Source organism: Cellulosimicrobium sp. NPDC030954, assembly GCF_055571305.1.
Window position 1 is genome coordinate 958,937 of record NZ_JBVIFN010000001.1, and the last position, 26,638, is coordinate 985,574.

The window sequence follows — 26,638 nt, forward strand, 5'->3', positions numbered from 1 at the left end:
GGGTCGATTGTCCTTCGAGAGGTCGAGGAGTGGCACGCGGGCGGGCCGGTGGGCCGCCCGCGCGACGGTCGGCCGCACGGCCGGTCGCGCGCCACGTCGAGGTGGCACGCGACCGGGTGCCGCGCGGTGGCGCCGGGCGTCAGCCCTTGACGGCGCCCTGCATGATGCCCGCCACGAGCTGGCGGCCGGTGAAGATGAAGATGACGATCAGCGGCAGGGTCACGAGGAAGATCCCCGCCATGACGAGCGAGTAGTCGACGAAGAAGTTCGACTGGAGCGACCGCACCACGAGAGGCAGCGTCGGGTTGTTCTGGTTGAGCACGATCGACGGCCAGAAGAAGTTCGTCCACTGCTGCACGAACGTGAACAGACCGAGCATCGCGGCGGCGGGACGCGCCGCGGGGAGCGCGATCGACCAGAACGTGCGGAACATCGACGCGCCGTCGACGCGGGCCGCCTCGATGAGCTCGTAGGGCAGCGCCTCCCCGAGGTACTGCGTCATCCAGAAGACGCCGAACGCGGTGACGAGCGCCGGCACGATGACGGCCTGGAGCTTGCCGATCCACCCGAGGTCCGACATGAGGATGTACATCGGGATGACGCCGAGCTGCGTGGGGACCGCCATCGTCGCGATGACGAACACGAGCAGCGGCCCGCGCCCGCGGAACCGGAGCTTGGCGAACGAGAAGCCCGCGAGCGTCGAGAAGAGGACGACGGACAGCGACGTGAGCACCGCGACGACCACCGAGTTCCAGGCGGCCTTCCAGAAGTTGATCGCGTCCGAGCTGATGACCTCGGCGAACCGGTCGAACAGGCTCGCGTCCGGCAGGAGCTGCGGCAGCGCGCTGCGCGAGATCTCCTCCGGCGTGGAGGAGCCCAGGATCAGCGTGAAGTACAGCGGGAAGATCGACACCAGCAGGACGACCCCGAGGATCGTGTACGTGACCCACCGGGGGCGGCGCTGGGTGCCGCCGACGTTCTTCCCGGCGCCGCGGCGTCGGGCGGCGGCGCGGGCCGCGCCCGGCCCGGCGGTCTGGGCGATGACGGGGACGGAGCTCATCGCTTCCTCCGGTCGGTCGTGCGGGTGGCGGTCGGTGCGGGCGCCCGGTCCCCCGGGGCCGAGCGCTGGGCGGACATGGCACCCTCGGCGCGCAGGCGCTTCTGGGTCTCACGACGCCGTCGGACCCACCGCGGCGGGCGCGGCTGGGCGTTGGACGTGGCGATCCGCCGGGTGACGAGGAAGTTGACGATCCCGACGAGGATGATGAGGAGGAACAGCAGCCAGGCGACCGCGGCCGCGCGACCGAAGTTCTTCTGGTTGCCCCACGCGACGTCGTAGAGGTAGAGCACGGTCGTCATCCACTGGCGGTCGGCGCCGCCGAGGCCCTGCGCGTCGAACATGCGGGGCTCGTCGAAGATCTGGAGGCCGCCGATCGTCGAGGTGATGACGACGAAGATGATCGTCGCGCGGATCTGCGGGACGGTCACCGAGAAGAACTGGCGCACGCGGCCGGCGCCGTCGATGATCGCGGCCTCGTACAGCTCGCGCGGCACGGCCTGCATCGCGGCGAGGAAGATCAGCGCGTTGTACCCGGTCCAGCGGAAGTTCACCATCGACGCGATGGCGACGTGGCTCGCGAGCGCGTCCGCGTGCCAGCGGATCGGCTCGATGCCGACCAAGCCCAGGAGCTCGTTGATGAGGCCGTACTGGTCGGCGAAGAGGCGGCCGAAGATCATCGAGACCGCGACGGGCGCGACGACGTACGGGAGCAGGACGCCCATGCGCCAGAAGGTCGCGGCACGGAGGTTCTGGTCGAGCAGCGCGGCGATCGCGATGGCGGCGATCACCTGCGGCACGGACGACAGGACGAAGATCGAGACGGTGTTGCGCAGCGACTTCCAGAACGTCGGCTGCGCGAGGACGTCCGTGTAGTTCTGGAGGCCGACGAAGTCGCCCTGGCCGCCGAGCAGGTTCCAGTCGTAGACCGACACCACGGCCGTGTACACGAGCGGGAAGAGACCCGTGATCGCGAACAGGATGAAGAAGGGCGAGATGTAGAGGTAGGGCGAGACCTTGACGTCCCAGCGGCTCAGGCGCTGGGAGAAGCCGACGCGTCGCGGCGTGCGCGGCGTCGGCCCGCTGAGCCCCGGGGAGGGCTGGGTGGGCGAGAGGACGGCCATGTGGGATTCCTGGGCTGCTGGTGACTGCGGGTGGCGGTCGGGTGGCCGCCGGGCGGCGGCGCCCGGCGGTGGACGCGAGCGGGGCCGGGGCGGCACCGTGGTGCCGCCCCGGCCCCGTCAGGTCACAGGCCCAGGTCCTGGAAGGACTGGAGCGTCTTCTGCCACGAGGACGCGGCGTCGTCGGTCTTCTCGACGTCCACGCGCTTGATGCCGTCCTGGACGGTCGTGTGGATCGAGAAGTAGTTGGCGCCCTTGAACGGCGCGCTGTCGATCGCGAGCGCACGGTTCACGAAGATCGTGCCGACCGGGGCGTCGTTGAAGAAGTCGTTCGTGAACGACTGCACGGCGTCGGACTCCTGCGCCTCGATCTGCGACGGGAACGTGCCCGCGTTCTCGAAGGCCGTCGTCTGCTGCGCCGGGTCGGTCAGCCAGGCAGCGAGCTCCTTGGCAGCCTCGGCGTTCGGGCCGGAGGCCGGGACCGTGAGGAACGAGCCGCCCCAGTTGAGGCCGCCGCCGGGGAAGACGTCGGCGACGTTCCAGCCGGTGACGCCACCCGAGCGCTCCTCGACCGGGCCGGTCATCCACGCGGGGCAGATCATCGTCGCGAAGCCGTCGTTCTGGAACGCGGCGTCCCAGTCGCCCGACCACTGCTCGAGGCCCGCGGAGAGCTCGTTCGTCGTCGACTGCTCGAGCACCGTGTCGTAGATGTCGATGATCGGCTGGTTCGTGGCGAGGTCCTTGGGCGTGCCGTCGGACTCCTCGTACGCGTTGTCGATCTGGTTGACCATCGCCTGCGAGATGGACATCGCGGAGTCGTACCAGGCCGAGTCGCTCGCGGCGACGAAGGTCGCGCCCGCGGCGAAGTAGTCGTCCCACGTCGCGTCCTCGCCACCGAGGAGCTCCGCCACCTCGGCGGGGTCGGTCGGCAGGCCGGCGGCCTCGAAGAGGTCCTGGCGGTAGCAGATCGCGCTCGGGCCGATGTCGGTGCCGTAGCCGATGAGCTTGCCGTCCTGCGTCGTCGCCTGCTGGACCTTCCAGTCCACCCAGCGGCCGTCGAGCGACGAGTCGGTGAGGTCGGTGAAGAGGTCGGGGTACTGCATGAGCTCGGGGAGCCAGTCGACCTCGATGGCCTCGATGTCCGCCAGGCCCTCGCCGCCGGCGGCGAGCTTGGTGGTGAGGTTGGTGCGCGCGTCCTCGGACTTGGCGGCCTTGGTCTGCTTCACGGTGACGTTCGGGTGCGCCTCCGTGTACGCCGCGAGGAGCTCGTCGGTGTAGCCGAAGTCGTTGAACGTGGCGACGGTGAGGGTGATCTTCTCGCCGTCGCCGGAGCCCGTCTCGTCGTCGTTCGAGCCGGAGCCGCTCGAGCACGCGGTCAGGGTGAGGGTGATGGCCGCGAGGCCTGCGACGGCGGCGATCGCCTTGCGGGGCCGGCGGGTCGTACGGGTGCTGCTCAGCACGGTGACTCCCTTGTCGGTGGGGCGGGGTCGTGGCAGCGCTCCCACCTCCAAGTGGTAGCGCTTCCACACAACGGGGTGATCGTGCTTTCCCCGCCGAACCCGTGTCAAGCGCCGGAAGGTGGTGACTGGGTGTGGTCGCGCTCCCACACAAGCATCTGCGCAGGTCAGGACGTTTTCGTGACCTACCGGGTGGTCGGCTTTGCGGGAAATCGTTACCGGTTCGAGACCGGCTCCGCGGGCGGGGACGAGCCCCCGCGCGTGCTCAGCGGGCGAGCCACTCCCGGCCCGCGGCCTCCTCCGCCGCCAGGGCGGCGCGGACGGCCCCCGCGGCGGCCTGCTCGATCGCGCCCCCGAACAGGGGCACCGACGCCTTCACCTCGCCCGCGTAGCGCTCGACGGCGCCGTCGCCGTCCGGGGAGAGGGTGACCGTGCCGGTGAGCCGCACCGGGGCGCCGGTGATCTCGAGCGACACGGTCCCCGACCGCTCGCCGTCGCGCTCCGGCTCCCACGCCTCGGCCTGCCGGATCTCGAGCTGGCCGCCGACGAAGGACCGGACGTGGGCCGGGATCTGGTCGGTGGGCAGGGTGCGGCGGACCGTCACCGTGAACCCCTCGACGGCGTCGCCGGTGACGTCGACCTGCTCGACGCGGGCACCGTCGCCCCCCGAGCGCGCGGCGCGCCAGCGGACGAACTCCTCGTCGGCGAGCATGGCGCCGACCACGGGGACGGCGGCGGGGTAGCGGAGCTCGACGCTCAGGTGCACGGGACCTCCTCGGGCCCTGGGTCGACCTGCCGCCGGCCCGGGCGGGTCGGCCACAGGTCGGTCGCAGGTCGGTCGACGGGTTCGGGCGACCGCGCGCGCGGGCGCTGAGGGGACTCTACCCGTCCGACCCCTCTACGCTGGGGTCCGTGTCTGCCATGAGTGACCTCATCTCCCGCCACGCCGACCTCAGCCCGGCGGACAACGAGTGGTTGCACCTGCTCGTGGGCGACTGGCAGGTGATCTCCGACCTCGCGTTCGCCGACCTCGTGCTGTGGCTCCCCACGACCGACGGGAACTTCGTCGCGGTCTCGCAGTGCCGCCCGTCGACCGGGGCGACCGTCCACTACGACGACATCGTCGGCTCGTTCGCGCCGGAGGGGCAGCGCCCCCAGCTCGAGCGTGCCCTCACCGAGGCCCGCTCGCAGCGCTCGCGCGAGCCGCGCTGGTTCGGCGCGTACGCCGTGCGCGAGGAGGCCATCCCGGTCGTGCACTCCGGGAGCGCGATCGCGGTCGTGGCGCGGCAGACGAACCTCGGCAGCGGGCGCACGCCCAGCCGCCTCGAGCTCAACTACGTCGAGGCCGCGGACGACCTCGTCGCGATGATCTCGCGCGGCGAGTTCCCCTTCCCCAACGCCGCGACCGGCCCGCGCCGCGGTGCGCCGCGCGTCGGCGACGGCCTCATCCGGCTGAACTCCGAGGGCGAGGTCCTCTACGCGAGCCCCAACGCGCTGAGCTGCTTCCACCGCCTCGGCGTCATCGGCCCGCTCGTCGGGCGGTCGCTCGCCGAGGTGACGGCAGACCTCATCGAGCACCAGAACCCCGTCGACGAGTCGCTCCCGCTCGTGGTCATGGGCCGGGCGCCGTGGCGCACGGAGATCGAGGCGCAGCGCGTCGCCCTGTCGCTGCGCGCGCTGCCGCTCACCGAGTCGGGCCAGCGCATCGGCGCCGTCCTGCTGTGCCGCGACGTGTCCGAGCTGCGGCGGCGCGAGCGCGAGCTCATCACCAAGGACGCGACGATCCGCGAGATCCACCACCGCGTGAAGAACAACCTCCAGACCGTCGCCGCGCTCCTGCGCCTGCAGGCCCGGCGCATGGACGTGCCCGAGGCCCGCGCGGCGCTCGAGGAGGCCATGCGCCGCGTCGCGACGATCGCGCTCGTGCACGAGAGCCTGTCGCAGACCCTCGACGAGGAGGTCGAGTTCGACGACATGGTGGGCCGGGCCCTGCGCCTCGCCGCCGACGTCGCGTCGGCGGACACGAGCGTGCGCACCGTCCGGACCGGGAGCTTCGGCCTCGTGCCCGCGGAGGACGCGACCCCGCTCGCGCTCATCCTCACCGAGCTCGTCACCAACGCCGTCGAGCACGGCCTCGCGAAGCAGGACACGGGGACCGTCGAGGTCGCGGTCGAGCGCGAGGGCTCCGCCCTGCGCATCGTGGTCGCGGACGACGGCGTCGGCATGCCCGACGGCGACGTCGCCCGGGCGGGCAAGGCCGCGAAGAGCGGGCTGGGTACGCAGATCGTGCGCACGCTCGTGACGAACGAGCTCGGCGGCACCATCGAGTGGTCGCCGCGGCCGGGCGGGGGCACGCAGGTCGTGCTCGCCCTCGTCCTGCGCGACGGCAACCGGCAGGCCTGAGCCTGCGGGCCGGCGCGACCGCCAGGTTCGACCATCTGGCGCGGCCGTCTGGCGCGACCGCCCGGTTCGACCGCATGGCGCGACCGCACGGCTCGAACGCCTGAGACGACGACGGGCCGCCACCCCGGAGGGTGACGGCCTGTCGTCGACTGCTGCTCGACGCCCGTGGCGGGCGGAACGCGGTGGAGCGTGTCAGCCGGCGCGACGCGCGCGGGCGGTGCGGCGCTTGAGGGCGCGGCGCTCGTCCTCGGAGAGGCCGCCCCAGACGCCCGCGTCCTGCCCGGACTCGATGGCCCACTTGAGGCACGTGTCGACGACGTCGCAGCGGCGGCAGACGGCCTTCGCCTCCTCGATCTGGAGGAGCGCGGGGCCCGTGTTGCCGATCGGGAAGAAGAGCTCGGGGTCTTCGTCGAGGCAGGCTGCGCGGTGGCGCCAGTCCATGGTCGTCGTCTCCTTGGCAGAGGGGAGCCTGGTCGCGAGGTGATGACTCGTCGCGGTGATGCCCGGCAGGGGGCTGCCTGGACCAGGGCTCGAGGCGGGGGTGATTGATGCTTGAACCAGGTTCACACCTCGTGAAGCGCAGCACAAGGGGTTACGAGAGAGTTTCCGTCGCATGAATCGTGAGGTCTTCGTCACACGGGTGTGAAGCCGCAGGTCGGCGCGTACGCTGGGTGATCGTGCCTCCCCGCAAGCCCTCCGGACACCCGCCCGAGCAGCCCCCGACGACGCCTGGCGCGGTGCCCGACGGCGCGCCGCGACCCCTGGCGCTGACCGCGCTCCTCGTCGGGGTCGGGATCGAGGTCGCCGTCCTCGTGGTCGGTGCCGTCCTCCTCCTCGTCGAGCTCGTGCGCGGCGGGTCGCAGTCGTTCGGGGTGAGCGCGTTCCTCGTCGTCTTCGCGCTGGGCGTCGCCGCGGTGCTCGCCGCGAGCCTGCGCGGCCTGCTGCGCGGGCAGCGCTGGGCGCGGTCGCCCGTCGCGACGTGGCAGATCCTGCAGGGCGTCGTCGCGATCAGCTCGCTCCAGGTCGGCGTGACGCCGTGGGTCGTCGCGGCGCTCGTGCTCGCGGTCGTGGTCCTGGTCCTGCTCATGCTGCGCCCGGTCGTCGAGGCGACGACCCGCGACTCCCGGGCCGCCGCCTGACGTCTCGGCACCCGGCGCGTCACGGCCGACGCCCCGACGGCTCGTCCCCGGACGCCCCTGACGGCCAATCGCCTGCCAGCGGCAGCGCGAGCTGCACCGGGGTGAGCCGGGCGCCCTGGACGAGCACCCCGCGCCCGGGCCGCGGCCGCCCCGGCTCGGCGAGCCACTCCAGGCCGCGACCGAACACCTCGGCGCTGCCGCGCTCACCCGGCGCCAGGACGACGCCGGCGCGCACGCCGCGCAGGTCGGCGAGCGGACCGCGCAGCGCCGACGCCGCCCCGCCGGTCGTCGCGGACGCGACGAGCACGAGGCCGTCCCGGCACGCTGCCGCGAGACGCTCGCCCTCGACCACGCAGAGCTGGACGAGGACGTCCAGGTCGTCGACGACGACCACCCCGGGCGGTCCCGGCGTCCCGCCGTCGGGCGCGTCCTCCCGCGGCGTCCCGCGCGCGCTCTCGCGCGTGCCGGCGACGGCGTCGAGGAGGGCGCCGACGTCGGCCGGCGCGTAGCGCCGCACGACGGCCGTCGGAGGACCGGCCGCCGCGGCGAGCGTGTCGTCGCGGGCGACGACAGCGCGCAGGACGCCCGCGCGCGCGAGGTGCCGCGCGAGGAGGGCCAGCGCGCTCGTGCGTCCCGAGCCGGGCGGCCCGACCACGAGCGCTCCTCGCGACACGTCCAGCGTGACGGTCCCGACGGCGTCGCCGCCCCGGCCCACCGGGACCCGGAGCGCGTCGTCCCGAGCCGGGCGCGGCCCGGACACCGGCGGGCGTGGGACGGGGGAGGCGAGGTCGGCAGGCACGACCCGCTCGGGCAGCGGCAGGAGCCGGAACGCTCCCGGGCGCGCGTCTCCGCGTCGAGGACCCGTCCCGGTGTCGGCGGCCGGGGGCGTCGTCCCCCCGGGAACGGGCCCCGACAGCGGCTGCGCGGGCAGGGCGACCTGGCACAGGACCGGCTCGTCGGTCCCGAGCCACACGGCGCGCCCCGCCGGACCTCCCCGCCCCGCGAGCGCCGACGGCACGCCCAGCGAGACGTCGTCGTGGCGGTCGCGCGACACCATGACCGCACGCACCCCGACCAGCGACGACAGCCCCGCGACCGTCGGGCCGGCGCACGACACGGCGACGGCGGCGGGGCCGGCGAGCGCGTCCGCCAGCGCGTCCGCACCGGCCCCGCCGGCCACCCCCGCGAGCACCGACCGGACGGCGTCGACGTCGTCCACGAGCAGGAGCGCCCGGTCGGCGGCGTCGATCCCCGCGGGGCGCTCCTGCCCGTCGTCGTGACCGGCGAGCAGCCGCAGGAGGCGCACGAGGCGGCGCGGGTCGCCGCGGTCGACGACCGTCCCGGTGCCCGGGTGGGCCGCGAGGTCGGCGAGCCCCGGCCCGACCGCGTGGACCGTCCACCCGCGCTCCAGAGCGGCCCACCCCACGGCACGCAGGGCCGTCGTCCGGCCCGAGCGCGCGCGGCCCAGCACCGCGAGGTGCCCGTCGTGCGGGTCCCACCGGACGACCGTCCGGCGCTGGAGGTCGGGCGCGTCGCCGAGCGCGAGGGGGAGCGTCGCGGTCGCGGTGAGCGCGGTGCCGTCCACGAGGTCGGACGGACCGTCGCCGCGGTGCGCGGGGTCGTCGGGGCGCGGGCCGGACCCGAGGGGGCCGTGGTGGGTCACGGCGGGGGCCGCGCGCACGACGTCGGCGAGGTCGTCCTGCCCGACCCGGTCGGGCAGGGCGGGCAGCCACGGCGGCGGCGCCGGGCGCAGACCGGTGCGCTCCGCGACGTCGCGGGCCGCGGCCACGATCCGGGGGAGCTGGTCGTCCCCGGGTAGGGGCGCTCCCGTGCCGGGAGCGTCGTCGGCCGGGGAGCTTCCGCGGAGGAGCCCGCGTGCGGCGCCCCACGGGGGAGCGGCGCGCGCACCCGACGGCCGGACGCGCGCCGGCGCGCCGGCGCGGGCGCACTGCACCGCGAGCGGCGGTTCGGCGCCCCGGCGCAGGACGAGCCGCCCCGGCGCCGAGGCCGGGACGACCGCCGCGAGCGGCGACTCGACGACGTCGCGCGAGTCGGCGACGTCGACCACCCGCAGGGCGAGCCGCAGGGTGATGTTGGCCCGTACGTCCGCGCTCACCGCACCGGCGGGACGCTGCGTCGCGAGCACGAGGTGCACGCCGAGCGAGCGGCCCTGGGCGGCGACGCGCAGCAGGCCGGGCAGGAGGTCGGGCAGGTCGTCGGCGAGCGCGCGGAACTCGTCCACGACGACGACGAGCCGCGGCAGACGCCCCCGGGGCAGCTCGTCGACGCTCGTCGCCCCCGCCGCGGCGAGCACGCGCTCGCGCCGGTGCAGCTCCGCGCGCAGCCCGGCGAGCGCGCGGCCCGCGAGGCCCGGGTCGAGGTCGGTCACCGTGCCCACGACGTGCGGCAGGCGCCCGCACGCGCCGAAGCTCGCGCCGCCCTTGAAGTCGACGAGCGCGAGCGACAGCTCCTCCGGCGAGCGGCCGAGCGCGAGCCCCGCGACGAGGGTCTGCAGGAGCTCCGACTTGCCCGCGCCGGTGGTCCCGGCGACGAGCACGTGCGGGCCGTCACGGACGAGGTCCACCGCCACCGGGTCGCCCCCGGGGCCGACGCCGAGCACGGCGCGCAGACCGGTGCGGTCGCGGCGGTCCGCGTCCTGCCAGCGGGCGCGGACCCACCCGGTGAGGTCGTCCGGCGACGTCGGCAGGCCGAGGAGGTCGCCGAGCGCGACGTCCGCCGGGAGCGACGGGGAGGTCGGGTCGCCGGGGTCGTGCTCGGCGGGCGCGGTGCCGACCAGCCGGCCGAGGTGGTCCGCCGCGGCGAGCCGGCGCGCGAGCGCGACCGCCCAGTCCTCGCCCGCCCCGACGTGCTCGCGCACGGTGCGCGCTCCGTCCGGGCCGGTGACCACGGCGGTCGGCCCGGTCACGTCCACGACCGTCCGGCACCACGCCGGGACGCGGGCCGCGTCGTCGAGCACGAGGAGCAGGTCGGTCCCCGCCGGCCCGAGCCGCTCCCAGGCCCGCGCCAGCTCGCCGGCGGGCGGGGCGCCGTCGACGACGAGCACGGTCGCCGCACCGGTCGGAGGCCGTGCGGACTCCAGCGTCTCGACGGCGCTCGCGCGCGGGAGCCAGCGGCACCAGGCCCAGTCGGTCGCGGCGTGCGGCGGGTGCCGGACGATCGGCACCGCGCCCGTCGACAGGAGCTCGCCGAGCACGGCCCGTGCGGCGGCGAGCGCGGCGGGGCGCGGACCGACGACGGCGGCGCAGCCGTCGGGGAGCCGAACCGGCCGGGCCGGGGCGACCGGGGGGCCGTCGGGACCGACGCCGGGGCTCGGCGGAGCCGTCCCGGGGAGAGGCGTGGCCGGTGCGAGCCGGGCGACCACCGCCCAGGTGAGCGCGTCGGCGGGCCGCGGCCGCAGGGGGTCCACGGGCGTCGTCGCGCGGGCGACGTCGGCGCCGGGAGGACCCGCGCCGTCGGGGCCCGGCCGGTGGGGCTGCGCGGTCCGGCGCGCGGCGCGGCGTCGGCGGGCCTCGACGAGCGCGGGGACGAGGAGCGCCAGCGGCCCGGCGAGCGCGAGCAGCGCGTAGAGCGGCTGGCGGAAGGTCACGGCGAGGGCGAGCGAGGCGACCGCGGGGGCGGCCGCGGTCGCGAGGAGGCCGGCGCTCGGCCGGCCCCGTTCCGCATCGACGGACGAGGGGTCGGCGGGGCCGGTGCGAGGCCCGTGCACCAGGACGGGGCGGGGCCGCAGGGCGTAGACGCCCCGCGGGGTGGCGAGGGCGTCGCCCGCACGCCAGCGGACTGCGCGCCACGACGCGACCCGGCGACCGGCCCGGGCGGGCCGCGCGACGAGGACCGCCGCGTCGTCGGGCACGCGCCGGGAGCCGCGCGGCGCGCGGACCCGGACCCGCACGCCGCGGCGCGTGACGCGCCGGTGGACGTCGAGCCCGTCGACCCGCGTCCGGCCCTGGCCCTCCGGGACCGCGACGAGCCGCCCCGCGTCCCTCCCGGCGAGGACGGCGACGTGGAGCGGGGCGGCGAGCGCGTCGTCGGGGCGGGACGCCCCCGTGACCGTGCTCCCGCCGTGGGGCGCGACCGCGAGCGTCGCCCCGGGGAGCAGGGGGCGGGTCCCGCAGCGCTGGTCGTCGTCGACCGGGACGCCGTCCACGAGCAGGGCGGCCGTGCGCAGCTCCGGGCGGCACACGAGATTGGCGACACCGGCGCGCACGTCGCCGAGACGCGCCCCGGGAGGGAGCAGGACGTCCGTGCCCGGGTGCACCGTGACCCGCAACCACGCCTCGCCCGCGTGCACGGCGTGCTCCGGGCCGGACGACGCGGGACCGGTGGTGGGGGAGGGGAGGGCTGAAGCAGGCGGCACGCGCCGATGGTGCCCGACTGCGCGGCCTCCCTGCCGGGGAACGAGCGCGCCCCTGTGGACGGAGGTCCGTCCACAGGGGCGCGCGTCGACCGTGGGGCCCGGCGAGCCGGGCTCAGTCCACGGCGAGCGCCGCGACGGGCGACGTGCGGGCGGCCGTCCGGCCGGGCACGACGGACGCGACGAGCCCTGCCACGAGTGCCACGACGAGCACGAGCGCGACGTCCCGCCACGGCACCGCGAGCGACACGTCGCCCATGACGCTCAGCGCCGTCGCGGCACCGGCCCAGCCGTACAGGACGCCCAGCACGATGCCGAGGACCGCGCCCACGCCGGCGATGAGCATGCCCTCGATCGCGAGCATCCACCGCAGCTGTGCCCGGCTGAGGCCGATCGCCCGCAGCGTCGCCGACTCGCGGCGCCGCTCGATCACGGAGAGCGACAGCGTGTTCGCCACCCCGATGAGCGCGATGACGACGGCGACCGCGAGGAGGCCCACGATGACCCCGAGGATCGTGTCGATGACGCTCTGCATGGCCGCACGCTCGACGGCGATGCCGGCCACCTCCACCGGCGTGTCCGACTCGACGATCGCGTCCTGGATCGCGGGCACGACCTGCGTCGCGTCGCCCGTGTCGTCGAGCCCGACCCACAGCCGGGACACGAGGGCGTCCGGGGCCAGGGTCCTCGCGTCGTCCGCGTCGAGGAGCCAGCCGTCCCCGATGGCCCCGACGTGGGCCGTCACGTCGAGGGTCGCCCCGTCCGGCCCGGTGAGCTCCAGGGTGTCGCCCTCGGCGACGTCCCAGGCCTCGGCGTCGGCCTCGGGGACCATGACCGTGCCCGGGGCGAACGCCGCGAGCACCTCGGGCGACCGCACGACGGCGCGCGCCTGGTCCGGGTCCACCCCGTGCATCGTCATCTCGGCGCCGTCGAGCAGCGTGACCGTCGCCGCGGAGAGCTCGACGACGCGCGAGACGCCCTCGGTCCCCGAGACGGCGCGCACCACGTCGCTCGGCACCGCGTCCTCGGTCGACCCGTAGGCGTCGGTCGCGACGAGGACGTCGACCGGGTACTGGTCGTCGAGCGCCGCGTCGAGCGACGTGCGGGCGCTCGCGGCGCCCGTCGACATCATCGCGACGAGCGTGACGCCGATGAGCAGCGCGGTGCTGGTCGCGGTGGTGCGGCGCGGGTTGCGCAGCGTGTTCGCGGTGGCGAGCCGCGCCGTCGACCCCGTGCCGGCGAGCAGCCGGCCCACGAACGACACGACGCCCGGCAGCCAGTACACGGCGCCGACGAGGACGCCGACGAACGACAGGGCGCCGCCCGCGACCCCGGCGAGGAGGCCGATCTCGGGGCTGCCGGTGCTGCCGAGCCAGATCCCTCCGCCGAGGACGGCGAGGCCCCCGAGGGTGAGCAGGGTCGCGATCACGAGGCGCACGCGGCCCCCGCCGCGCGTCAGGCTCGGCGCGTCGGCGGGGCGCAGCGCCTCGAGCGGCGCGACGCGCGTGGCGGCCCGGGCCGGGGCGAACGACGCGACGACCGTCACGAGGGTTCCCACGAGCAGAGGCACGAGCACGACCGCGGGCGTCACCGTGATGGTCGCCGGGATCGGCACGCCCAGGTCGGCACCGCGGGCCACGAGGAGCGCGACCTGGGTGAGCAGGCAGCCGAGCAGGATGCCGCCCACGGACGCCAGGACGCCCAGGATCGTCGCCTCGGACAGGACCGACCGGGCGAGCTGCGAGCGGTTCGCGCCGACGGCGCGCAGGAGGGCCAGGGTGCGCGTGCGCTGCGCGACGAGCACCTGGAACGTGTTCGCGATGACGAGTGCCGCGACGAGCAGCGCGACGGCGGCGAAGCCGAGGATGACGTACGTGAAGACGTCCTGGCCGCCCGTCATCTTCTTGGCCTGCGCCTGGGCGTGCTCGGCGGGGGTGACGGCCTCGGCCTCGTCCGGCGACGCGGCGACGATGTCGGCGCGCGCGGTCTCGAGGTCGGTGCCCGGCGCGAGGCCGACCATCGCCGCGGAGTACAGGCGCTCCGCGTCGTCGGGGCTCGCCTGGGCGGCCTCCCACGCGGCCACGTCCTCCGCCGTCACGACGACGGCCCCGCCCATCTGGGCGTACGCCCCGTAGGGGTCGTCGGTCGTCCCGACGACGGTCAGCTCGTCGCGGACCTCCTCGTACGCGCCGCCGTCGGGCGCGGAGGCGTCCCACACGTTGCGCGAGCTCGTGACGGTGTCGCCGATGCCGACGCCCAGGCGCTCGGCGACGGCGGTCGGCAGCGAGAGCTGGCCGGGCGCCGTCGGCATCGAGCCCTCGACGACCTCGAGCGCCTCGAAGCGCGGGTCGGAGGGTGCGGGGACGCCGAGCTGGAACACGCGCTTCGCGCCGTGCGACAGGTCGAGGTAGGTGAACTGGACCGCGTCCACCGCGTCGACGCCCGCGACGGAGCGCAGGGCGTCCACGTCGGACGCCGTGAGGTCGCTCGGCGCGGAGACGACGAGGTCCGCGTCCGCGAACTGCGCGGCGATCGAGTCGTTCGTGGTCTGGGTGATGACGTTGCCCGCGATGAGGGTCGCCGTGACGAACGCCGTCCCGATGACGATCGCGACGCCGGCCGCGACGAGGCGGCCGATGCTGCGGCGCATCTGCGCCAGGGTGAGGCGGAGCATCAGGCGCGCACCGCCTGCGACGCGGTCGGGGCGGAGCCGTCGGCGCCGGGCGCCTCGAGCGTGCGCAGCGCGTCGAGCCCCGCGAGCACCGACTCGGGCGTCGGGTCGCTGATGTCGCCCGCGATCCGCCCGTCGGCGATGAGCACGACGCGGTCCGCGTACGCGGCGGCCGTCGGGTCGTGCGTCACCATGATGATCGTGCGGCCGAGCTCGCGGACGGACCGGCGCAGGAAGCTCAGGACCTCGGCGCCCGAGCGCGAGTCGAGGTTGCCCGTCGGCTCGTCGGCGAAGACGACCTCCGGCCCGGCGATGAGAGCGCGCGCGATGGCGACGCGCTGCTGCTGCCCGCCCGACAGCTCGCTCGGCCGGTGGCTGAGGCGCGCCTCCAGGCCGAGCGTGCGCACCAGGGTGTCGAACCACGCGCGGTCGACCTTGCCGCTCGCGAGCTCGACGGGCAGCGTGATGTTCTGCTCCGCGGTGAACATGGGCAGCAGGTTGAACGACTGGAACACGAACCCCACCCGGTCGCGGCGCAGCTGCGTGAGCGCGTTGTCGTTCAGGCCCGTGACCTCGGTGTCGCCGATGAAGGCGTGGCCGCTCGTCGCGGTGTCCAGCCCGGCGAGCAGGTGCATGAGCGTCGACTTGCCCGAGCCCGACGGCCCCATGATGGCCGTGAAGTGGCCGCGCTCGAAGTCCACGTCCACGCCGTCGAGCGCGTGCACCGCCGCCTCGCCCGCGCCGTAGGTCTTGCGCAGCGAGCGGGCCCGCACCGCGGGCGGGCCGGCGGGTGCGGGGTCGGTGGGTCGGTACACGGTCGTGTCCACGTCATCTCCTGGGTTCGTCGTCGAGGACGGTCGTCGGGTCCGTCGCGCGCTCACGCCGACCAGGGTCGGAGGCGCGCGCCGGGGATCGTGGACGACGCTACGGACCGGCCCGGCCCGCCGCGTCCGGCGAGGGTCGGGTCCTGCACGGGAGGCAGGTCATCCCGTGGTCGTAGAGGGCCCCGCGTCGAGGGCTGACACGACGACGCCCCACGGGTCCGGGGACCGGTGGGGCGCCGTCGGGTCGCGGCGGGTCAGGCGCCCGGGCGGACCAGGCCCGTCTCGTAGGCCGTGACGACGGCCTGCACGCGGTCGCGCGCGCCGAGCTTGGCGAGGATGCGCCCGACGTGCGTCTTGACCGTCGCCTCGGCGACGAACAGGTCGCTCGCGATCTCGGTGTTGGACCGGCCGCGCGCCATGAGCACGAGCACCTCGCGCTCGCGCTCGGTGAGGCCCTCGACGGCGGCGTGCGCGGGGGAGTCGTCGGCCTGTTCCGCGGGCAGGGCGGTCACCAGGTGCTCGAGCAGGCGCCGGGTGGAGGACGGCGCGATCACGGCGTCGCCGCGGTGCACCGTGCGGATGGCGGCGAGCATCTCCTCGGGCGGCGCGTCCTTGAGCAGGAACCCGCTCGCGCCGGAGCGGATGGCCTCGAGCACGTACTCGTCGAGGTCGAACGTGGTGAGGACGATCACCTTGGGCGCGTGCCCGCCGTCGGCCGCCGCTGCGGTGAGCCGGGCCGTCGTCTGGAGCCCGTCGAGGTGCGGCATGCGGACGTCCATGAGCACGACGTCGACCGGGTGGTCCGCGAGGAGGCGCAGCGCCTGCAGGCCGTCGCCGGCCTCGACCGCGACCGTGAGGTCGGGCTGCGAGTCGATCACCATGCGGAAGCCCGCGCGCACGAGCTGCTGGTCGTCGACGAGCGCGATGCGCACGGGCTCGAGGGGAGCGAGCGGGTCGGCGGCGTACGCCCCGTCGAGGTCGGGGAAGGCGTCGGTCATGGTGTCCTGTCGGTCGGTCGGTGCAGGGCCGGGCGCGAGGGGTCGGCCCCGGCCGGCGGTGGCGGTGGTGGCGCGGCCGTCGGCGTGACCGGGCGGCCCGGGGCCATCCTGCCCGACGGCGCGGGGGCGGGTGCGGGGACGACCGGCCCCGGGGGCCGGGGGAGGGCCCCCGGACCGGGAGCCGCGCCCGGCAGGGCGGGCACGGGGATGCGCAGGTGCACGCGGAAGCCGCCGCCGGGACGCGGGCCCACCTGGACGGTCCCGCCGAAGAGCGCGGCCCGCTCGCGCATGCCCAGCACGCCGTAGCCCCCGGGCCGGGCGTCCTGGCGCGCCGCGGCGCTGGTCGACGCGCCCCGCCCGTCGTCCTCGACCTCGAGGTCCAGGGTCGCGACGCCCCACCGCACGACGACGGTGACCTCCGGGTCGGGACCGGCGTGCTTGAGCACGTTGGTCAGCGCCTCCTGGCACACGCGGTAGACCGTGAGCCCCGCCCCGGGCGGCAGCGGGCGCGCCTGCCCGACGCGGACGAAGGACACGCGCATGCCGCTGTCGCGCACCTGGGCCACGAGCGTCTCGAGGTCGGCGGTGTCGGGCTGAGGGGCGCGCTCGAGCGCCGCCGTCGCGCCGCTCGCGGGCGCCGGGTGGCCGGGTGCGGCCGGCCCGTACGGCGAGCCGGCGGGCGGCGCGCCCGCCGGGCCCCGTCCCGGCAGCGCGAGGGTCCCCCCGGGCCCGACGGCGGCCCCCGGCGGCGCGACGACGCGCGGCTGCTCCGTCCGGAGGACGCCGAGGAGCCGGCGCATGTCCGCCAGCGCGGTGCGCCCCGTCTCGGACACGGTCGCGAGCGCGCGCGTCGCGGCGTCGGGGTCGTGCGCGGCGGCGTACCGGCCGCCGTCGGCCTGGGCGATGATGACGGAGAGCGAGTGGGCGACGATGTCGTGCATCTCGCGCGCGATGCGGGCGCGCTCGGCGGCGGTCGCGATCTGCGCCTGCTGGTCGCGCTCGACCTCGAGGCGTTCCGCGCGGTCGACGAGCGCGGCGATCGTCTCGCGCCGGGAGCGGCGCACGAGGCCGAACGCCCACACCGCGAGGAACGTCATGCCGCCGAACGCGGACGTGAAGAAGACCATCGTCGCGAGGTCGGTGAGGCGACCGGACATGAGGCCCAGCGCCACCCCGAGGACGACCGCGCCGACGAGGGAGGACACGATGGCCGTCCGGTGCGCCCAGCGCGGCCCGTAGACCGTGACGGAGTAGAGCGCGACGAGCACCGCGAAGTCGGCGGGGAAGATCAGGAAGTAGCCGGCCAGCAGGTGCACCAGCGCGACGGAGTACACCGTGATCGCCGACGCGAGCGGTCGGGACCGGCGCCAGGGCAGCGGCGCGAGCAGGAGCGCCGCCCAGAACGCGGCCCAGCCGCCGCTCGTGCCGACGCCGCTCGCGCCGGCCGAGGAGAACGCCGCGGACGCGGGCACGAACACGACGGCGAGGACGAGCGTGACGGTGAGGTCCACACCGAACCGGTGCTCGTCGGACCACTGCCCGAGCCGCTCGTACCATCCCATGCCGTCAAGCCTAGGCAGAGGGCGGCGACGGGGCGTCCGACCAGGGTCGCAGAGTTCACGAGACACGATGGGACCGAAGTCGTACTGATGCCCTAGCATGAGCGAATGACCCACGTACTGCTAGCGGAGGACGACCCGGCGATTGCCGAACCTTTGGCGCGCGCACTGACACGTGAGGGTTACAACGTCGTCGTCCAAGGAACTGGTCAAGGAGCGATCGACTCCGCGAGCGGTGCGGACATCGTGGTGCTCGATCTGGGCCTTCCGGACATGGACGGCCTCGACGTCGCGCGCGAGATCCGGCACAAGGGTCTCACCACCCCGGTGCTCGTGCTCACCGCCCGGGCCGACGAGGTGGACCTCGTCGTGGGCCTGGACGCCGGCGCCGACGACTACGTGACGAAGCCGTTCCGGCTCGCCGAGCTGCTCGCCCGGGTCCGGGCGCTCCTGCGCCGCTCGCACGGCGAGCAGGTGGACGAGGAGGAGCTCGCGGCGCAGGACGTCCGCATCGACGTCTCCGCGCACCGCGCGTTCCAGGGCGAGCGCGAGCTGCACCTGACCACCAAGGAGTTCGAGCTGCTGCGCGTGCTCGTCGCGAGCGCTGGCTCGGTCGTCGTGCGCGACGCCCTCATGCGCGACGTGTGGGGCTCCGAGCCGGTCGGCTCGACCAAGACGCTCGACATGCACGTGTCGTGGCTGCGCCGCAAGCTCGGCGACGACGCGAACGCGCCGCGCTACATCTCGACCGTCCGCGGTCTCGGCTTCCGCTTCGAGACCGGCGAGAGCTGACCGACCGGGGACGAGGGACACGGGGAGCGAGGAGCAGCGTGCGGCGTCGGATGCTGCAGGCGACGGTGGCGGCCGTGGCCGTCGCCGTCATCCTCCTCGGGTTCCCGCTGGCGTTCTACGGCGCGCGGTTCGTGCTGCAGGGGGAGGTCGACGACGTCACGTCGCGCGTCGAGCGTCTCTCGCGCTCGATCGACGCGCGCCTCGCCGCGGGCGACGAGATCCCGGACTACGTCATCACGGACGCGGTCCAGCCCCGCGCGAGCGACCCTCCGGCGCAGGTCTACGTCACCCTGCCCGACGGGACGGTGCTCACGGCGGGCGAGGAGATCACCGGGCGGGGGATCGAGCAACCGCTGCACTCCGAGTCGGGTGCGCTCGTCACGCTCACCGTCTCCTACTGGGACGCGTACCTCCGGGCGGCGCAGGTCGTGCTGCTCGTCGTGGCCGCGGCCATCGTCGCGTTCGCCGCGGGCATCGGGATGGCGGTGTGGCAGGCGAACCGCATCTCGGCACCCTTGGTCTACCTCGCGGCGTCCGCCGAGCAGCTCGGCTCGGGACAGGTCCGCCCGCGGCTCGAGCCGTCGGGGGTCGAGGAGATCGACCTCGTGGCCGCCGAGCTCGCGCGCAGCTCCGACCGGCTGGCGGGCCGGCTCGCGGCGGAGCGCCAGTTCGCCGCGGACGCGTCGCACCAGCTCCGCACGCCGCTCACGGCGCTGAGCATGCGGCTCGAGGAGATCTCCCTGGCCTCGGACGACCCGGCCGTGCAGGAGGAGGCCCGGATCTCGCTCGAGCAGGTCGAGCGCCTGGTCGGCGTCGTCGACGACCTCCTGGCCTCGTCGCGGCGCGCGCAGGGCGGGACGACGGAGGCCGTCAGCCTGCTCGACGTCGTGCACCAGCAGGAGGAGGAGTGGGTCCCGACGTTCGCGAAGGCGGGCCGTGAGCTCGTCGTCGACGTCCCGGCGGAGTACCAGGTGCTCGCGACGCCGGGGGCGCTCGCGCAGGTCCTGGCGACGCTCATCGAGAACTCGCTCAAGCACGGCGGCGGGACGACGACGGTCCGTGCGCGCCCGTCCGGCACGAGCGGCGCGATCGTCACGGAGGTGTCGGACGAGGGCGCCGGCGTCCCCGACGACCTCGCCCCCCGCATCTTCGAGCGCGAGGTGACCTCCGGCGCCGGCACGGGCCTCGGCCTCGCGCTGGCGCGCGACCTCGCGGCGTCCGACGGCGGTCGGCTCGAGCTGGCGCAGCGTCGGCCCGCGGTGTTCGCGCTCTTCCTCGCGGGGGTGCCGCGGCGCCTCGACCCGCGCGTCGTCCTGCCGACGGGGGTCGCGGTCTCCGCGCACGGCCGGCGTCGGCGCCGCCGCGGCTGACGTCTCCCCGCGCGTGCTGCGCCGGGCGCGTCAGCGTGCCGCGGCTTCCTGGGGCGCGGTATGGGCGTCCGCCGCACGGTCGCCCGTGAACACGAGACGCCGGTAGGCGACGTAGCGGAAGGCGGTGCCGAGCGCGAGCCCGACGACGTTCGCCGAGATGTTCTTGGCGAGCGGCGACGTGAGGCCGAGCGCGTACGTGGAGATCGCGAGGCAGCCGACCGCGATGAGCATCCCGCCCACGTTGACGACGACGAACGCCGCGAGCTCGCGGCCGCGTGTCTGCGTCCGGCGCGTCGAGAACGTCCAGTAGCGGTTGCCGACCCAGGCGACGAGCGTCGCGACCGCGACGGACACGATCTTGGCGGTGAGCGGCTTGTGGCCGAGGACCTCGCCCGGTCCGAAGCTGAGCAGGTTGAACAGGCCCAGGTCGACGACGTAGGCGACCGCGCCGACGGACCCGAACTTCGCGAGCTCCCGCACCCGGGCGAGGACGCGCTCGCGCCGCGGCAGGGCCGCCGCGTTCGCCTCGGCTCGCCGGTCCAGGTCGCTCGTCACCCTCCGAGGCTACCGGGCGCTCCTGAGCGTCGCCCGGGTGCCGGGGCGGTCGCCGGGGCGGGGGACGGCCGGCGGGCCGACGGACCGACGACGGCCGCCGCGTCCGGAGTCCGGTCCCGGCGCGGTCCCGCGGCGCCCAGGCACTAGGGTGGGTCCACGTGGCAGCCCCAGTGATCGCCGTGGTCGGCGGAGGACAGCTCGCACGGATGATGGCCCCCGCGGCGGGAGAGCTCGGGGTGCACCTGCGCGTGCTCGTCGAGGCCCCGGACTCGTCCGCGGCTCAGGTCGTGGTCGACGCGCCCGTGGGCGTCGCGTCCGACGAGGCCGCGATCCGCTCCCTCATCGCCCCCGCCGTCGGCGAGCCCGCGGCCGTCCTCACCTTCGAGCACGAGCACGTCCCGAACGCGCTGCTCACCGACCTCCTCGAGCACGGCACCCCCGTTCGCCCGGGCCCCGACGCGCTCGTGCACGCGCAGGACAAGATCGTCATGCGGCGTCGGCTGACCGAGCTCGGCGTGCCCTGCCCGCGCTGGGCCGCGCTCCCCACCGCGCCCGACGCCGCCCGCACGGCTCTCGCGGACTTCCTCGCCGAGGTCGGGGGCGAGGCCGTCGTGAAGACGGCGCGCGGCGGGTACGACGGCAAGGGCGTCCGGGTCGTCTCGGTCGCCGCGGGCGGCCCCGAGCAGGTCGCCGAGTGGATCGAGGCGGCCGCCGCGGGCGGCCCCGAGCTGCTCGTCGAGGAGAAGGTGCCCTTCACGCGCGAGCTCGCGGTGCTCGTCGCACGCCGTCCGTCGGGAGGGCCCGACGGGACCGGCGAGGTCCGCACGTGGCCCGTCGTCGAGTCGATCCAGCGCGACGGCGTCTGCGCCGAGGTGATCGCGCCCGCGCCCGGTCTCACCGACGCCGAGGCGGACCGCGCCCGCGACGCGGCGGTCCGGATCGCCGAGGGTCTCGACGTCACGGGGGTGCTCGCGGTCGAGATGTTCGAGGTCGTGGGCGAGGACGGGCCGCGCGTGCTGGTCAACGAGCTCGCGATGCGCCCCCACAACTCCGGGCACTGGACCATCGACGGGGCGGTGACCAGCCAGTTCGAGCAGCACCTGCGCGCCGTGCTCGACCTGCCGCTCGGCGACACCGCCGCCACGGCCCGCTGGACCGTCATGGCGAACGTGCTCGGCTCGACGCTCGACGAGCTGACCGACGCGCTGCCCGACGTCCTCGCCGCCTTCCCCGACGCGAAGGTCAACCTGTACGGCAAGGGCGTGCGCCCCGGGCGCAAGCTGGGCCACGTGAACGTGAGCGGCGACGACCTGGACGAGGTCCGGCGTCGGGCCCTGGCGGCAGCCGCGACCCTGCGGGGCGAGCGTCCCGCGAGCACCGACGAGGACCCCGAGAACGAGGAGCGAGCATGAGCGAGAACCCTGTCGTCGGCATCGTCATGGGGTCGGACTCCGACTGGCCCGTCATGGAGGCCGCGGCCGACGCGCTCGCCGAGTTCGACGTGCCCGTCGAGGTCGACGTCGTCTCCGCGCACCGCATGCCCGTCGAGATGATCGACTACGGCCGCACCGCCGCCGAGCGCGGGCTGCGCGTGATCGTCGCGGGCGCCGGGGGAGCGGCGCACCTGCCAGGGATGCTCGCCGCCGTGACGCCGCTGCCGGTGATCGGCGTCCCCGTGCCGCTGCGCCACCTCGACGGCATGGACTCGCTCCTGTCGATCGTCCAGATGCCCGCGGGCGTCCCCGTCGCGACGGTCTCCGTCGGCGGGGCGCGCAACGCGGGCCTGCTCGCCGCGCGCATCCTCGCGGCCGGTACCGACGACGACGCCGCGCGCCTCCGGGCCAGGATGGTCGCCTTCCAGGCGGACCTGGGCGACCAGGCGCGCGCGAAGGGTGCGCGCCTGCGCGCGTCGCGGTCCGGGGAGCAGCGCACGGGCTTCGGCGCCTGACCGGCGCGCCGCGGGTTTCTGCGGCAGGCGGTTGTCGGGTTAGCCTGCGGGCGCGTCTCGCGACGCAGGGGGCTGGACCGACGACGGTCCGTGGCGGGTCGGTCCGACACCCACCCGGAGCAGTTTCACGTGGCAGCACCGCAGGCAGCTTGGGCGCCGACGGCGTCGTCCGACGCGACCCCAGGTGCTGTCCGACGGCACGCGCGCCCGAGGGCCGCGACCTCGCGCGACGGTTACCGCTACGACCTCGACGGCCTCCGGGCGGTCGCGATCTTCCTCGTGGTGGTCTACCACGTCTGGCTCGGCCGGGTGTCGGGTGGCGTGGACGTGTTCCTCATGCTCTCGGCGTTCTTCCTCACGGGTTCGTTCGCGCGCCGCCTGAGCGCCGGGCGCGGGGTCGCCGTCGGGGCGTACTGGGCGCGCACGTTCAAGCGCCTCGTCCCCGTCTCCGCGGTGGTGCTCCTCGGTGTCCTCGGGACCGCGTACCTGCTCTATCCGCCGTCGTCGTGGCCGTCGGTCTGGACCCAGACCTGGGCGTCGCTGGGCTACGTCCAGAACTGGGAGCTCGCCCGCGAGTCCGTGGACTACTACGCTCGGGACGGCGCGGTCGCGAGCCCGCTCCAGCACTACTGGTCGCTCTCGGTCCAGGGCCAGGTCTTCGTCCTCTGGCCGCTCCTCCTGCTCCTGTCCGGGCTCGTCGTCCGGCGCCTGAGGCTCTCCGTCACCCCGGTGCTCCTGACGGTGTTCGGGGCCGTGTTCGTGGCGTCGTTGGCCTTCTCCGTCGTCGAGACGGCGTCGGACCAAGAGCTCGCCTACTTCGACACCCGGACGCGACTGTGGGAGTTCGCCCTCGGTTCCCTCGTGGCGGTGGTGCTGCCGTTCGTCCGGCTTCCCGCCCGGGCCGCCGTGGTCGTCGGCTGGGTGGGGCTCGCCCTGATCGTGACCTGCGGACTCGTGCTCGACGTCCAGGGCGGGTTCCCGGGCTATTTCGCGCTGTGGCCCACGATGGCGGCCGCCGCGGTGATCGTCGCCGGCACGTCGGCGCACCCGTGGGCCGTGGGCAACGTGCTCGCGCACCCGGTGCTGCGGTCGCTCGGACGGGACGCCTACGCTCTCTACCTCGTGCACTGGCCGCTGCTCATCACCTGGCGGGTGGTCACGGGACGTCAGGTCCCGTCCTGGCACGAGGGTGCGGTGATCGTGGTCGTGTCCCTCGTCCTCGCCCGCCTCCTCACCTCGTTCGTCGAGCGCCCCGTCCGGGACCTGGAGTGGGCGCGGACTGTCCCGTGGCGCGGCGCGGTCGCGGTGCTCGTCGCGATCACGGTCGTGGCCGTCCCCCTCACCGCCTGGCAGTCGGCCGAGCGTGCCCGGGCCGCCGAGGCGCTGGTGGGTGCCTCCGCCGACAACCCAGGAGCGCGAGTGCTCCTGCCGGGGTACCACGGCGCGCCGGACCCGACGGCACCTCCCGTCCCCGCCGCGACCGCGCTCGATGCCCAGTGGGTGTCGCTCACGGAGCGCTGCTCGGGAAGGTTCGCGCCCGACGTCGTCGAGCTCGCGAAGCGGTGCGGCCAGCTCGTTCCCCTGGCTCCTGAGGGGCCGACGGTCGTGGTGGTCGGCGACTCGCACAGCGAGCAGTTCATGGGTGCGCTGATCCCCGTCGCCGAGCGCGAGGGCTGGACCCTGGTCTCGGTCCTCTTCGGGGGATGCTCGTTCGGCACGGCGGGCCACCCGTGCCGGGAGTGGAACGAGCAGGTGCTCGACTACGTCCTCGAGCTCGGTCCGGACGCGGTCTTCACCGTCACGACGGCCGCCGAGGTCGACGGCCCGGGCGAGTCCGTCGTCGTCGGGCTCCAAGAGGCGGTCGACGTGCTCTCCGACGCGGGGATCGCGCTCCTCGGGATCCGGGACAACCCACGGTTCTCGACGGACATGTTCGTCTGCGCCGAGCAGCACGGGCCCGAGGCGGACGCCTGCCGCCACGACCTCGCGTCCCGCTCCGCCGCACGGAACCCCGCCGAAGACCTCCGGGTGGGGGAGGGATCGGCGCTCGCGGACCTCTCCGCGGCGGTGTGCCCCGACGGGTGGTGCGTCCCGGTGGTGGGGAACGTGCACGTCTTCCTCGACGACAACCATCTCACGTGGGACTACGCGCGCTCGCTCGCCCCGTTCCTCGAGGACGAGCTGTTGCCGTGGACCGACCGCGCGGCGGCGCGGCAGGGAGAGCCGTCATGACCGGAGCTGTCGGCGCGGGGGCGCGTTCCCCCGGCCCGACCCGGCCGACGACGCCCCGTCATGCGCGGTCGGGTGCGGCCGGCCGGTCGACGGGCGCGGCCACGTCCTACCGGCACGACCTCGACGGCCTGCGCGCTCTCGCGGTCCTGCTCGTCGCCGTGTACCACGTGTGGGTCCACCGCGTCTCGGGCGGGGTGGACGTCTTCCTCATGCTCTCGGGGTTCTTCGTCGCTGGGGGTCTGCTCCGCTCGTTCGCCCGTGGAACGCCGGTGCGGCTACGGACGTACCTCCCGCGGCTCGCGCGTCGGCTCCTGCCCGCGCTCGTCCTGGTGCTCGCCGCGGTGCTCGTCGCGAGCGCGGTGCTCCTCCCGCGCACCCGGTGGACGGGGATCTCGGGCGACGTGCTCGGATCCCTGCTCTACGCCGAGAACTGGCGGCTGGCCGCCGCGGAGCAGGCCTACGGTGCGGCGGACGTGGGACAGAGCCCGCTCCAGCACGTCTGGTCCCTCTCCGTCCAGGGGCAGCTCTTCGTCGTGCTTCCCGTCCTTCTCGTGCTCGTCTGGTGGGCGGCAGGTCGCGCGGGGATCGCGGCGCGCCTGGCGATCGTGCACGCGACGGTGGTGACCGGCGCCGTCGCCTCGTTCGTCTACGCCGTGGTCGCGGTGCGCGCCGACCAGGCGTTCGCCTACTACGACACGTTGGCCCGCGCGTGGGAGTACCTTGCGGGTGCGTTGCTCGCGCTCCTGGTGACGCGCGTGCGGCTGGCAGGTGCGTGGGGTGTCGTCGCGGGGTGGGTCGGGCTTGCCCTCGTCGTCGCGAGCGGCGTCCTCGTGGACGGCGCGGCGCTCTTCCCCGGCCCCGCCACGCTCGTTCCTCTCGCAGGCGCCGCGCTCGTCGTCGTCGCGGGCACGCCCGACCCGCGCGGGATCGCTGTCGCTCCCGCGTGGTCGGTCTCGAGGCTCCTCGCGTGGGCTCCGGTCGCCCGCGCCGGCGGGTACGCGTACGCCTTCTACCTGTGGCACTGGCCCGTGCTCGTGTTCACGATCGTCCTCCGCGACCGGCCGGTGGGCTGGCTCGCAGGGGTGGGTGTGCTCGGCCTCTCGGCCGTGCTGGCGGTCCTGACGAAGCAGCTCGTCGAGGACGTGCTCCGTCGGGACCCTCGAGATGCGCGAGGCGCCACGCGCACACGGCCTCCGCGGTGGGTGCTGCGTCCTCTCGTCGCTGTGGTCACCGTGACCGTCGCGGTCGTGCCGCTCGCGTGGCACGCCCACGTCCTGTCGGTCCAGCGCTCGTACCAGGGCACCCTGCAGGACGTCGACGTCGCTGCGTACCCGGGGGCGCTCTCCGTCCTCGAACCGGGCGCGTACGCGGCGGCGGCTGCCGACCCGGTGCCCGCCGTGGAGGCCGTGCTCGAGGACACGTCGCGGGTCGTCCTGGACGGCTGCATGACGGGGGACGGGGAGAGCGACGTCAAGCGGTGCTCGTACGGCCCGGAGGATGCCGCGACGGTCGTCGCGCTGGTCGGTGCGTCGCACAGCGAGCACTGGTTCGCCGCGCTCGAACCGATCGCCGACCGTCGGGGCTTTCGTGTCGTCCCCGTCCTCAAGGCGGGGTGCCTCTTCCTCGACCCCGAGGACGGCGACGTCGACGGCGAGTGCGCGACCTGGCAGCGCGACGCGATGGACTACGTCCTGTCGCTCGAACCTGACGTGGTCATCACGACCTCGACGCGTCCGACGAAGTCGGACGGGCCCCGTGAGGTGGTCCCGGACGCGTACGTCCGTGTCTGGGAGCGGCTCGCGCTGGACGACGTCCCGGTCGTGGCCATCCGCGACAACCCGTGGCTGCCGTACTGGATGCCCGAGTGCGCAACCGTCCACGGCTCGGAGTCGGACGAGTGCGCCGTGGCGTGGGAGGACGTCCTGGACGACGTGGACCCTGCGCTCGACGCCGTCCAGGAGCTCTGGAACACGACGGTCCTCGACCTCAACGACGTCCTCTGCCCGGACCGTGTCTGTCGGCCCGTCCAGGGCAACCGGTTCGTCTACCGCGACGATAACCATCTGACGGCGACCTACGCCGTGACGCTCAGCCCGGTGCTCGACGAGCGGCTCGGCGTCGCGACCGGGTGGTGGTGACG

Annotated in this window: 19 protein-coding genes; 8 read left to right on the forward strand and 11 right to left on the reverse strand. The window is 75.1% G+C overall.

Annotated features, from left to right (window positions below):
• Window positions 1-139: 139 nt before the first annotated feature.
• From ACZ402_RS04100 to ACZ402_RS04115, 4 genes are all read right to left on the reverse strand, one after another.
• Window positions 140-1,060 carry a carbohydrate ABC transporter permease gene (locus tag ACZ402_RS04100; protein WP_375824158.1) on the reverse strand — a complete coding sequence of 307 codons (921 nt, stop codon included), beginning with the start codon at window positions 1,058-1,060 and terminating at the stop codon, window positions 140-142.
• Window positions 1,057-2,181 carry a carbohydrate ABC transporter permease gene (locus ACZ402_RS04105; RefSeq protein WP_375824159.1) on the reverse strand — a complete coding sequence of 375 codons (1,125 nt, stop codon included), beginning with the start codon at window positions 2,179-2,181 and terminating at the stop codon, window positions 1,057-1,059. Before ACZ402_RS04105 ends, ACZ402_RS04100 begins: the two co-directional genes overlap by 4 nt.
• Before the next feature lie 122 nt (window positions 2,182-2,303).
• Window positions 2,304-3,638 (reverse strand): ABC transporter substrate-binding protein, encoded by a 1,335-nt coding sequence (locus ACZ402_RS04110; protein ID WP_375824160.1) that lies wholly within the window; start codon window positions 3,636-3,638, stop codon window positions 2,304-2,306.
• 262 nt (window positions 3,639-3,900) lie between these two features.
• The gene (locus ACZ402_RS04115) at window positions 3,901-4,401 is read right to left on the reverse strand and encodes a DUF2505 domain-containing protein (protein ID WP_375824161.1); all 501 of its coding nucleotides are present in this window, start codon (window positions 4,399-4,401) and stop codon (window positions 3,901-3,903) included.
• 155 nt (window positions 4,402-4,556) lie between these two features.
• Here ACZ402_RS04115 and ACZ402_RS04120 point away from each other — a divergent pair, with 155 nt between their 5' ends.
• Window positions 4,557-6,038 carry a sensor histidine kinase gene (locus tag ACZ402_RS04120; RefSeq protein WP_375824318.1) on the forward strand — a complete coding sequence of 494 codons (1,482 nt, stop codon included), beginning with the start codon at window positions 4,557-4,559 and terminating at the stop codon, window positions 6,036-6,038.
• A gap of 192 nt (window positions 6,039-6,230) precedes the next feature.
• Here ACZ402_RS04120 and ACZ402_RS04125 read toward each other — a convergent pair whose 3' ends face one another.
• Entirely contained in the window at window positions 6,231-6,479 is a 249-nt protein-coding gene (locus ACZ402_RS04125) for a WhiB family transcriptional regulator (protein WP_021481972.1), read from the reverse strand.
• A 236-nt stretch (window positions 6,480-6,715) separates the two neighbouring features.
• Here ACZ402_RS04125 and ACZ402_RS04130 point away from each other — a divergent pair, with 236 nt between their 5' ends.
• Window positions 6,716-7,177, forward strand: a complete 462-nt coding sequence (locus tag ACZ402_RS04130; protein WP_375824162.1) for a hypothetical protein — start codon at window positions 6,716-6,718, stop codon at window positions 7,175-7,177.
• A 19-nt stretch (window positions 7,178-7,196) separates the two neighbouring features.
• Here ACZ402_RS04130 and ACZ402_RS04135 read toward each other — a convergent pair whose 3' ends face one another.
• From ACZ402_RS04135 to ACZ402_RS04155, 5 genes are all read right to left on the reverse strand, one after another.
• Window positions 7,197-11,552, reverse strand: a complete 4,356-nt coding sequence (locus ACZ402_RS04135; protein ID WP_375824163.1) for an FtsK/SpoIIIE domain-containing protein — start codon at window positions 11,550-11,552, stop codon at window positions 7,197-7,199.
• A 112-nt stretch (window positions 11,553-11,664) separates the two neighbouring features.
• Window positions 11,665-14,199 carry an ABC transporter permease gene (locus ACZ402_RS04140; RefSeq protein WP_375824164.1) on the reverse strand — a complete coding sequence of 845 codons (2,535 nt, stop codon included), beginning with the start codon at window positions 14,197-14,199 and terminating at the stop codon, window positions 11,665-11,667.
• A gap of 23 nt (window positions 14,200-14,222) precedes the next feature.
• Entirely contained in the window at window positions 14,223-15,047 is an 825-nt protein-coding gene (locus ACZ402_RS04145) for an ABC transporter ATP-binding protein (protein ID WP_375824165.1), read from the reverse strand.
• 251 nt (window positions 15,048-15,298) lie between these two features.
• Window positions 15,299-16,042, reverse strand: a complete 744-nt coding sequence (locus ACZ402_RS04150) for a response regulator (protein WP_375824166.1) — start codon at window positions 16,040-16,042, stop codon at window positions 15,299-15,301.
• A complete protein-coding gene (locus tag ACZ402_RS04155; protein ID WP_375824167.1) occupies window positions 16,039-17,604 on the reverse strand; it encodes a sensor histidine kinase in 1,566 nt (521 codons plus the stop codon). The genes ACZ402_RS04150 and ACZ402_RS04155 overlap by 4 nt, the downstream gene beginning before the upstream one ends.
• A gap of 105 nt (window positions 17,605-17,709) precedes the next feature.
• Here ACZ402_RS04155 and ACZ402_RS04160 point away from each other — a divergent pair, with 105 nt between their 5' ends.
• Together ACZ402_RS04160 and ACZ402_RS04165 are read left to right on the forward strand one after the other, a co-directional pair.
• Window positions 17,710-18,393, forward strand: a complete 684-nt coding sequence (locus ACZ402_RS04160) for a response regulator transcription factor (RefSeq protein WP_031316534.1) — start codon at window positions 17,710-17,712, stop codon at window positions 18,391-18,393.
• A 38-nt stretch (window positions 18,394-18,431) separates the two neighbouring features.
• Window positions 18,432-19,763 carry an ATP-binding protein gene (locus tag ACZ402_RS04165; protein WP_375824168.1) on the forward strand — a complete coding sequence of 444 codons (1,332 nt, stop codon included), beginning with the start codon at window positions 18,432-18,434 and terminating at the stop codon, window positions 19,761-19,763.
• Between the two features lie 30 nt (window positions 19,764-19,793).
• Here ACZ402_RS04165 and ACZ402_RS04170 read toward each other — a convergent pair whose 3' ends face one another.
• The gene (locus tag ACZ402_RS04170; RefSeq protein WP_375824169.1) at window positions 19,794-20,318 is read right to left on the reverse strand and encodes a GtrA family protein; all 525 of its coding nucleotides are present in this window, start codon (window positions 20,316-20,318) and stop codon (window positions 19,794-19,796) included.
• A 158-nt stretch (window positions 20,319-20,476) separates the two neighbouring features.
• Here ACZ402_RS04170 and ACZ402_RS04175 point away from each other — a divergent pair, with 158 nt between their 5' ends.
• The 4 genes from ACZ402_RS04175 (at window position 20,477) to ACZ402_RS04190 (ending at window position 26,636) form a co-directional block, all read left to right on the forward strand.
• On the forward strand, window positions 20,477-21,730 hold the full coding sequence (locus ACZ402_RS04175; RefSeq protein WP_375824170.1) for a 5-(carboxyamino)imidazole ribonucleotide synthase: 1,254 nt from the start codon (window positions 20,477-20,479) through the stop codon (window positions 21,728-21,730).
• Window positions 21,727-22,266, forward strand: a complete 540-nt coding sequence (purE, locus tag ACZ402_RS04180) for a 5-(carboxyamino)imidazole ribonucleotide mutase (RefSeq protein ID WP_375824171.1) — start codon at window positions 21,727-21,729, stop codon at window positions 22,264-22,266. The genes ACZ402_RS04175 and purE overlap by 4 nt, the downstream gene beginning before the upstream one ends.
• A 129-nt stretch (window positions 22,267-22,395) precedes the next feature.
• Window positions 22,396-24,498: an acyltransferase family protein gene (locus tag ACZ402_RS04185; RefSeq protein ID WP_375824172.1), complete on the forward strand. Its 2,103-nt coding sequence runs from the start codon at window positions 22,396-22,398 to the stop codon at window positions 24,496-24,498.
• The gene (locus tag ACZ402_RS04190) at window positions 24,495-26,636 is read left to right on the forward strand and encodes an acyltransferase family protein (protein ID WP_375824173.1); all 2,142 of its coding nucleotides are present in this window, start codon (window positions 24,495-24,497) and stop codon (window positions 26,634-26,636) included. The genes ACZ402_RS04185 and ACZ402_RS04190 overlap by 4 nt, the downstream gene beginning before the upstream one ends.
• Window positions 26,637-26,638 lie beyond the last annotated feature (2 nt).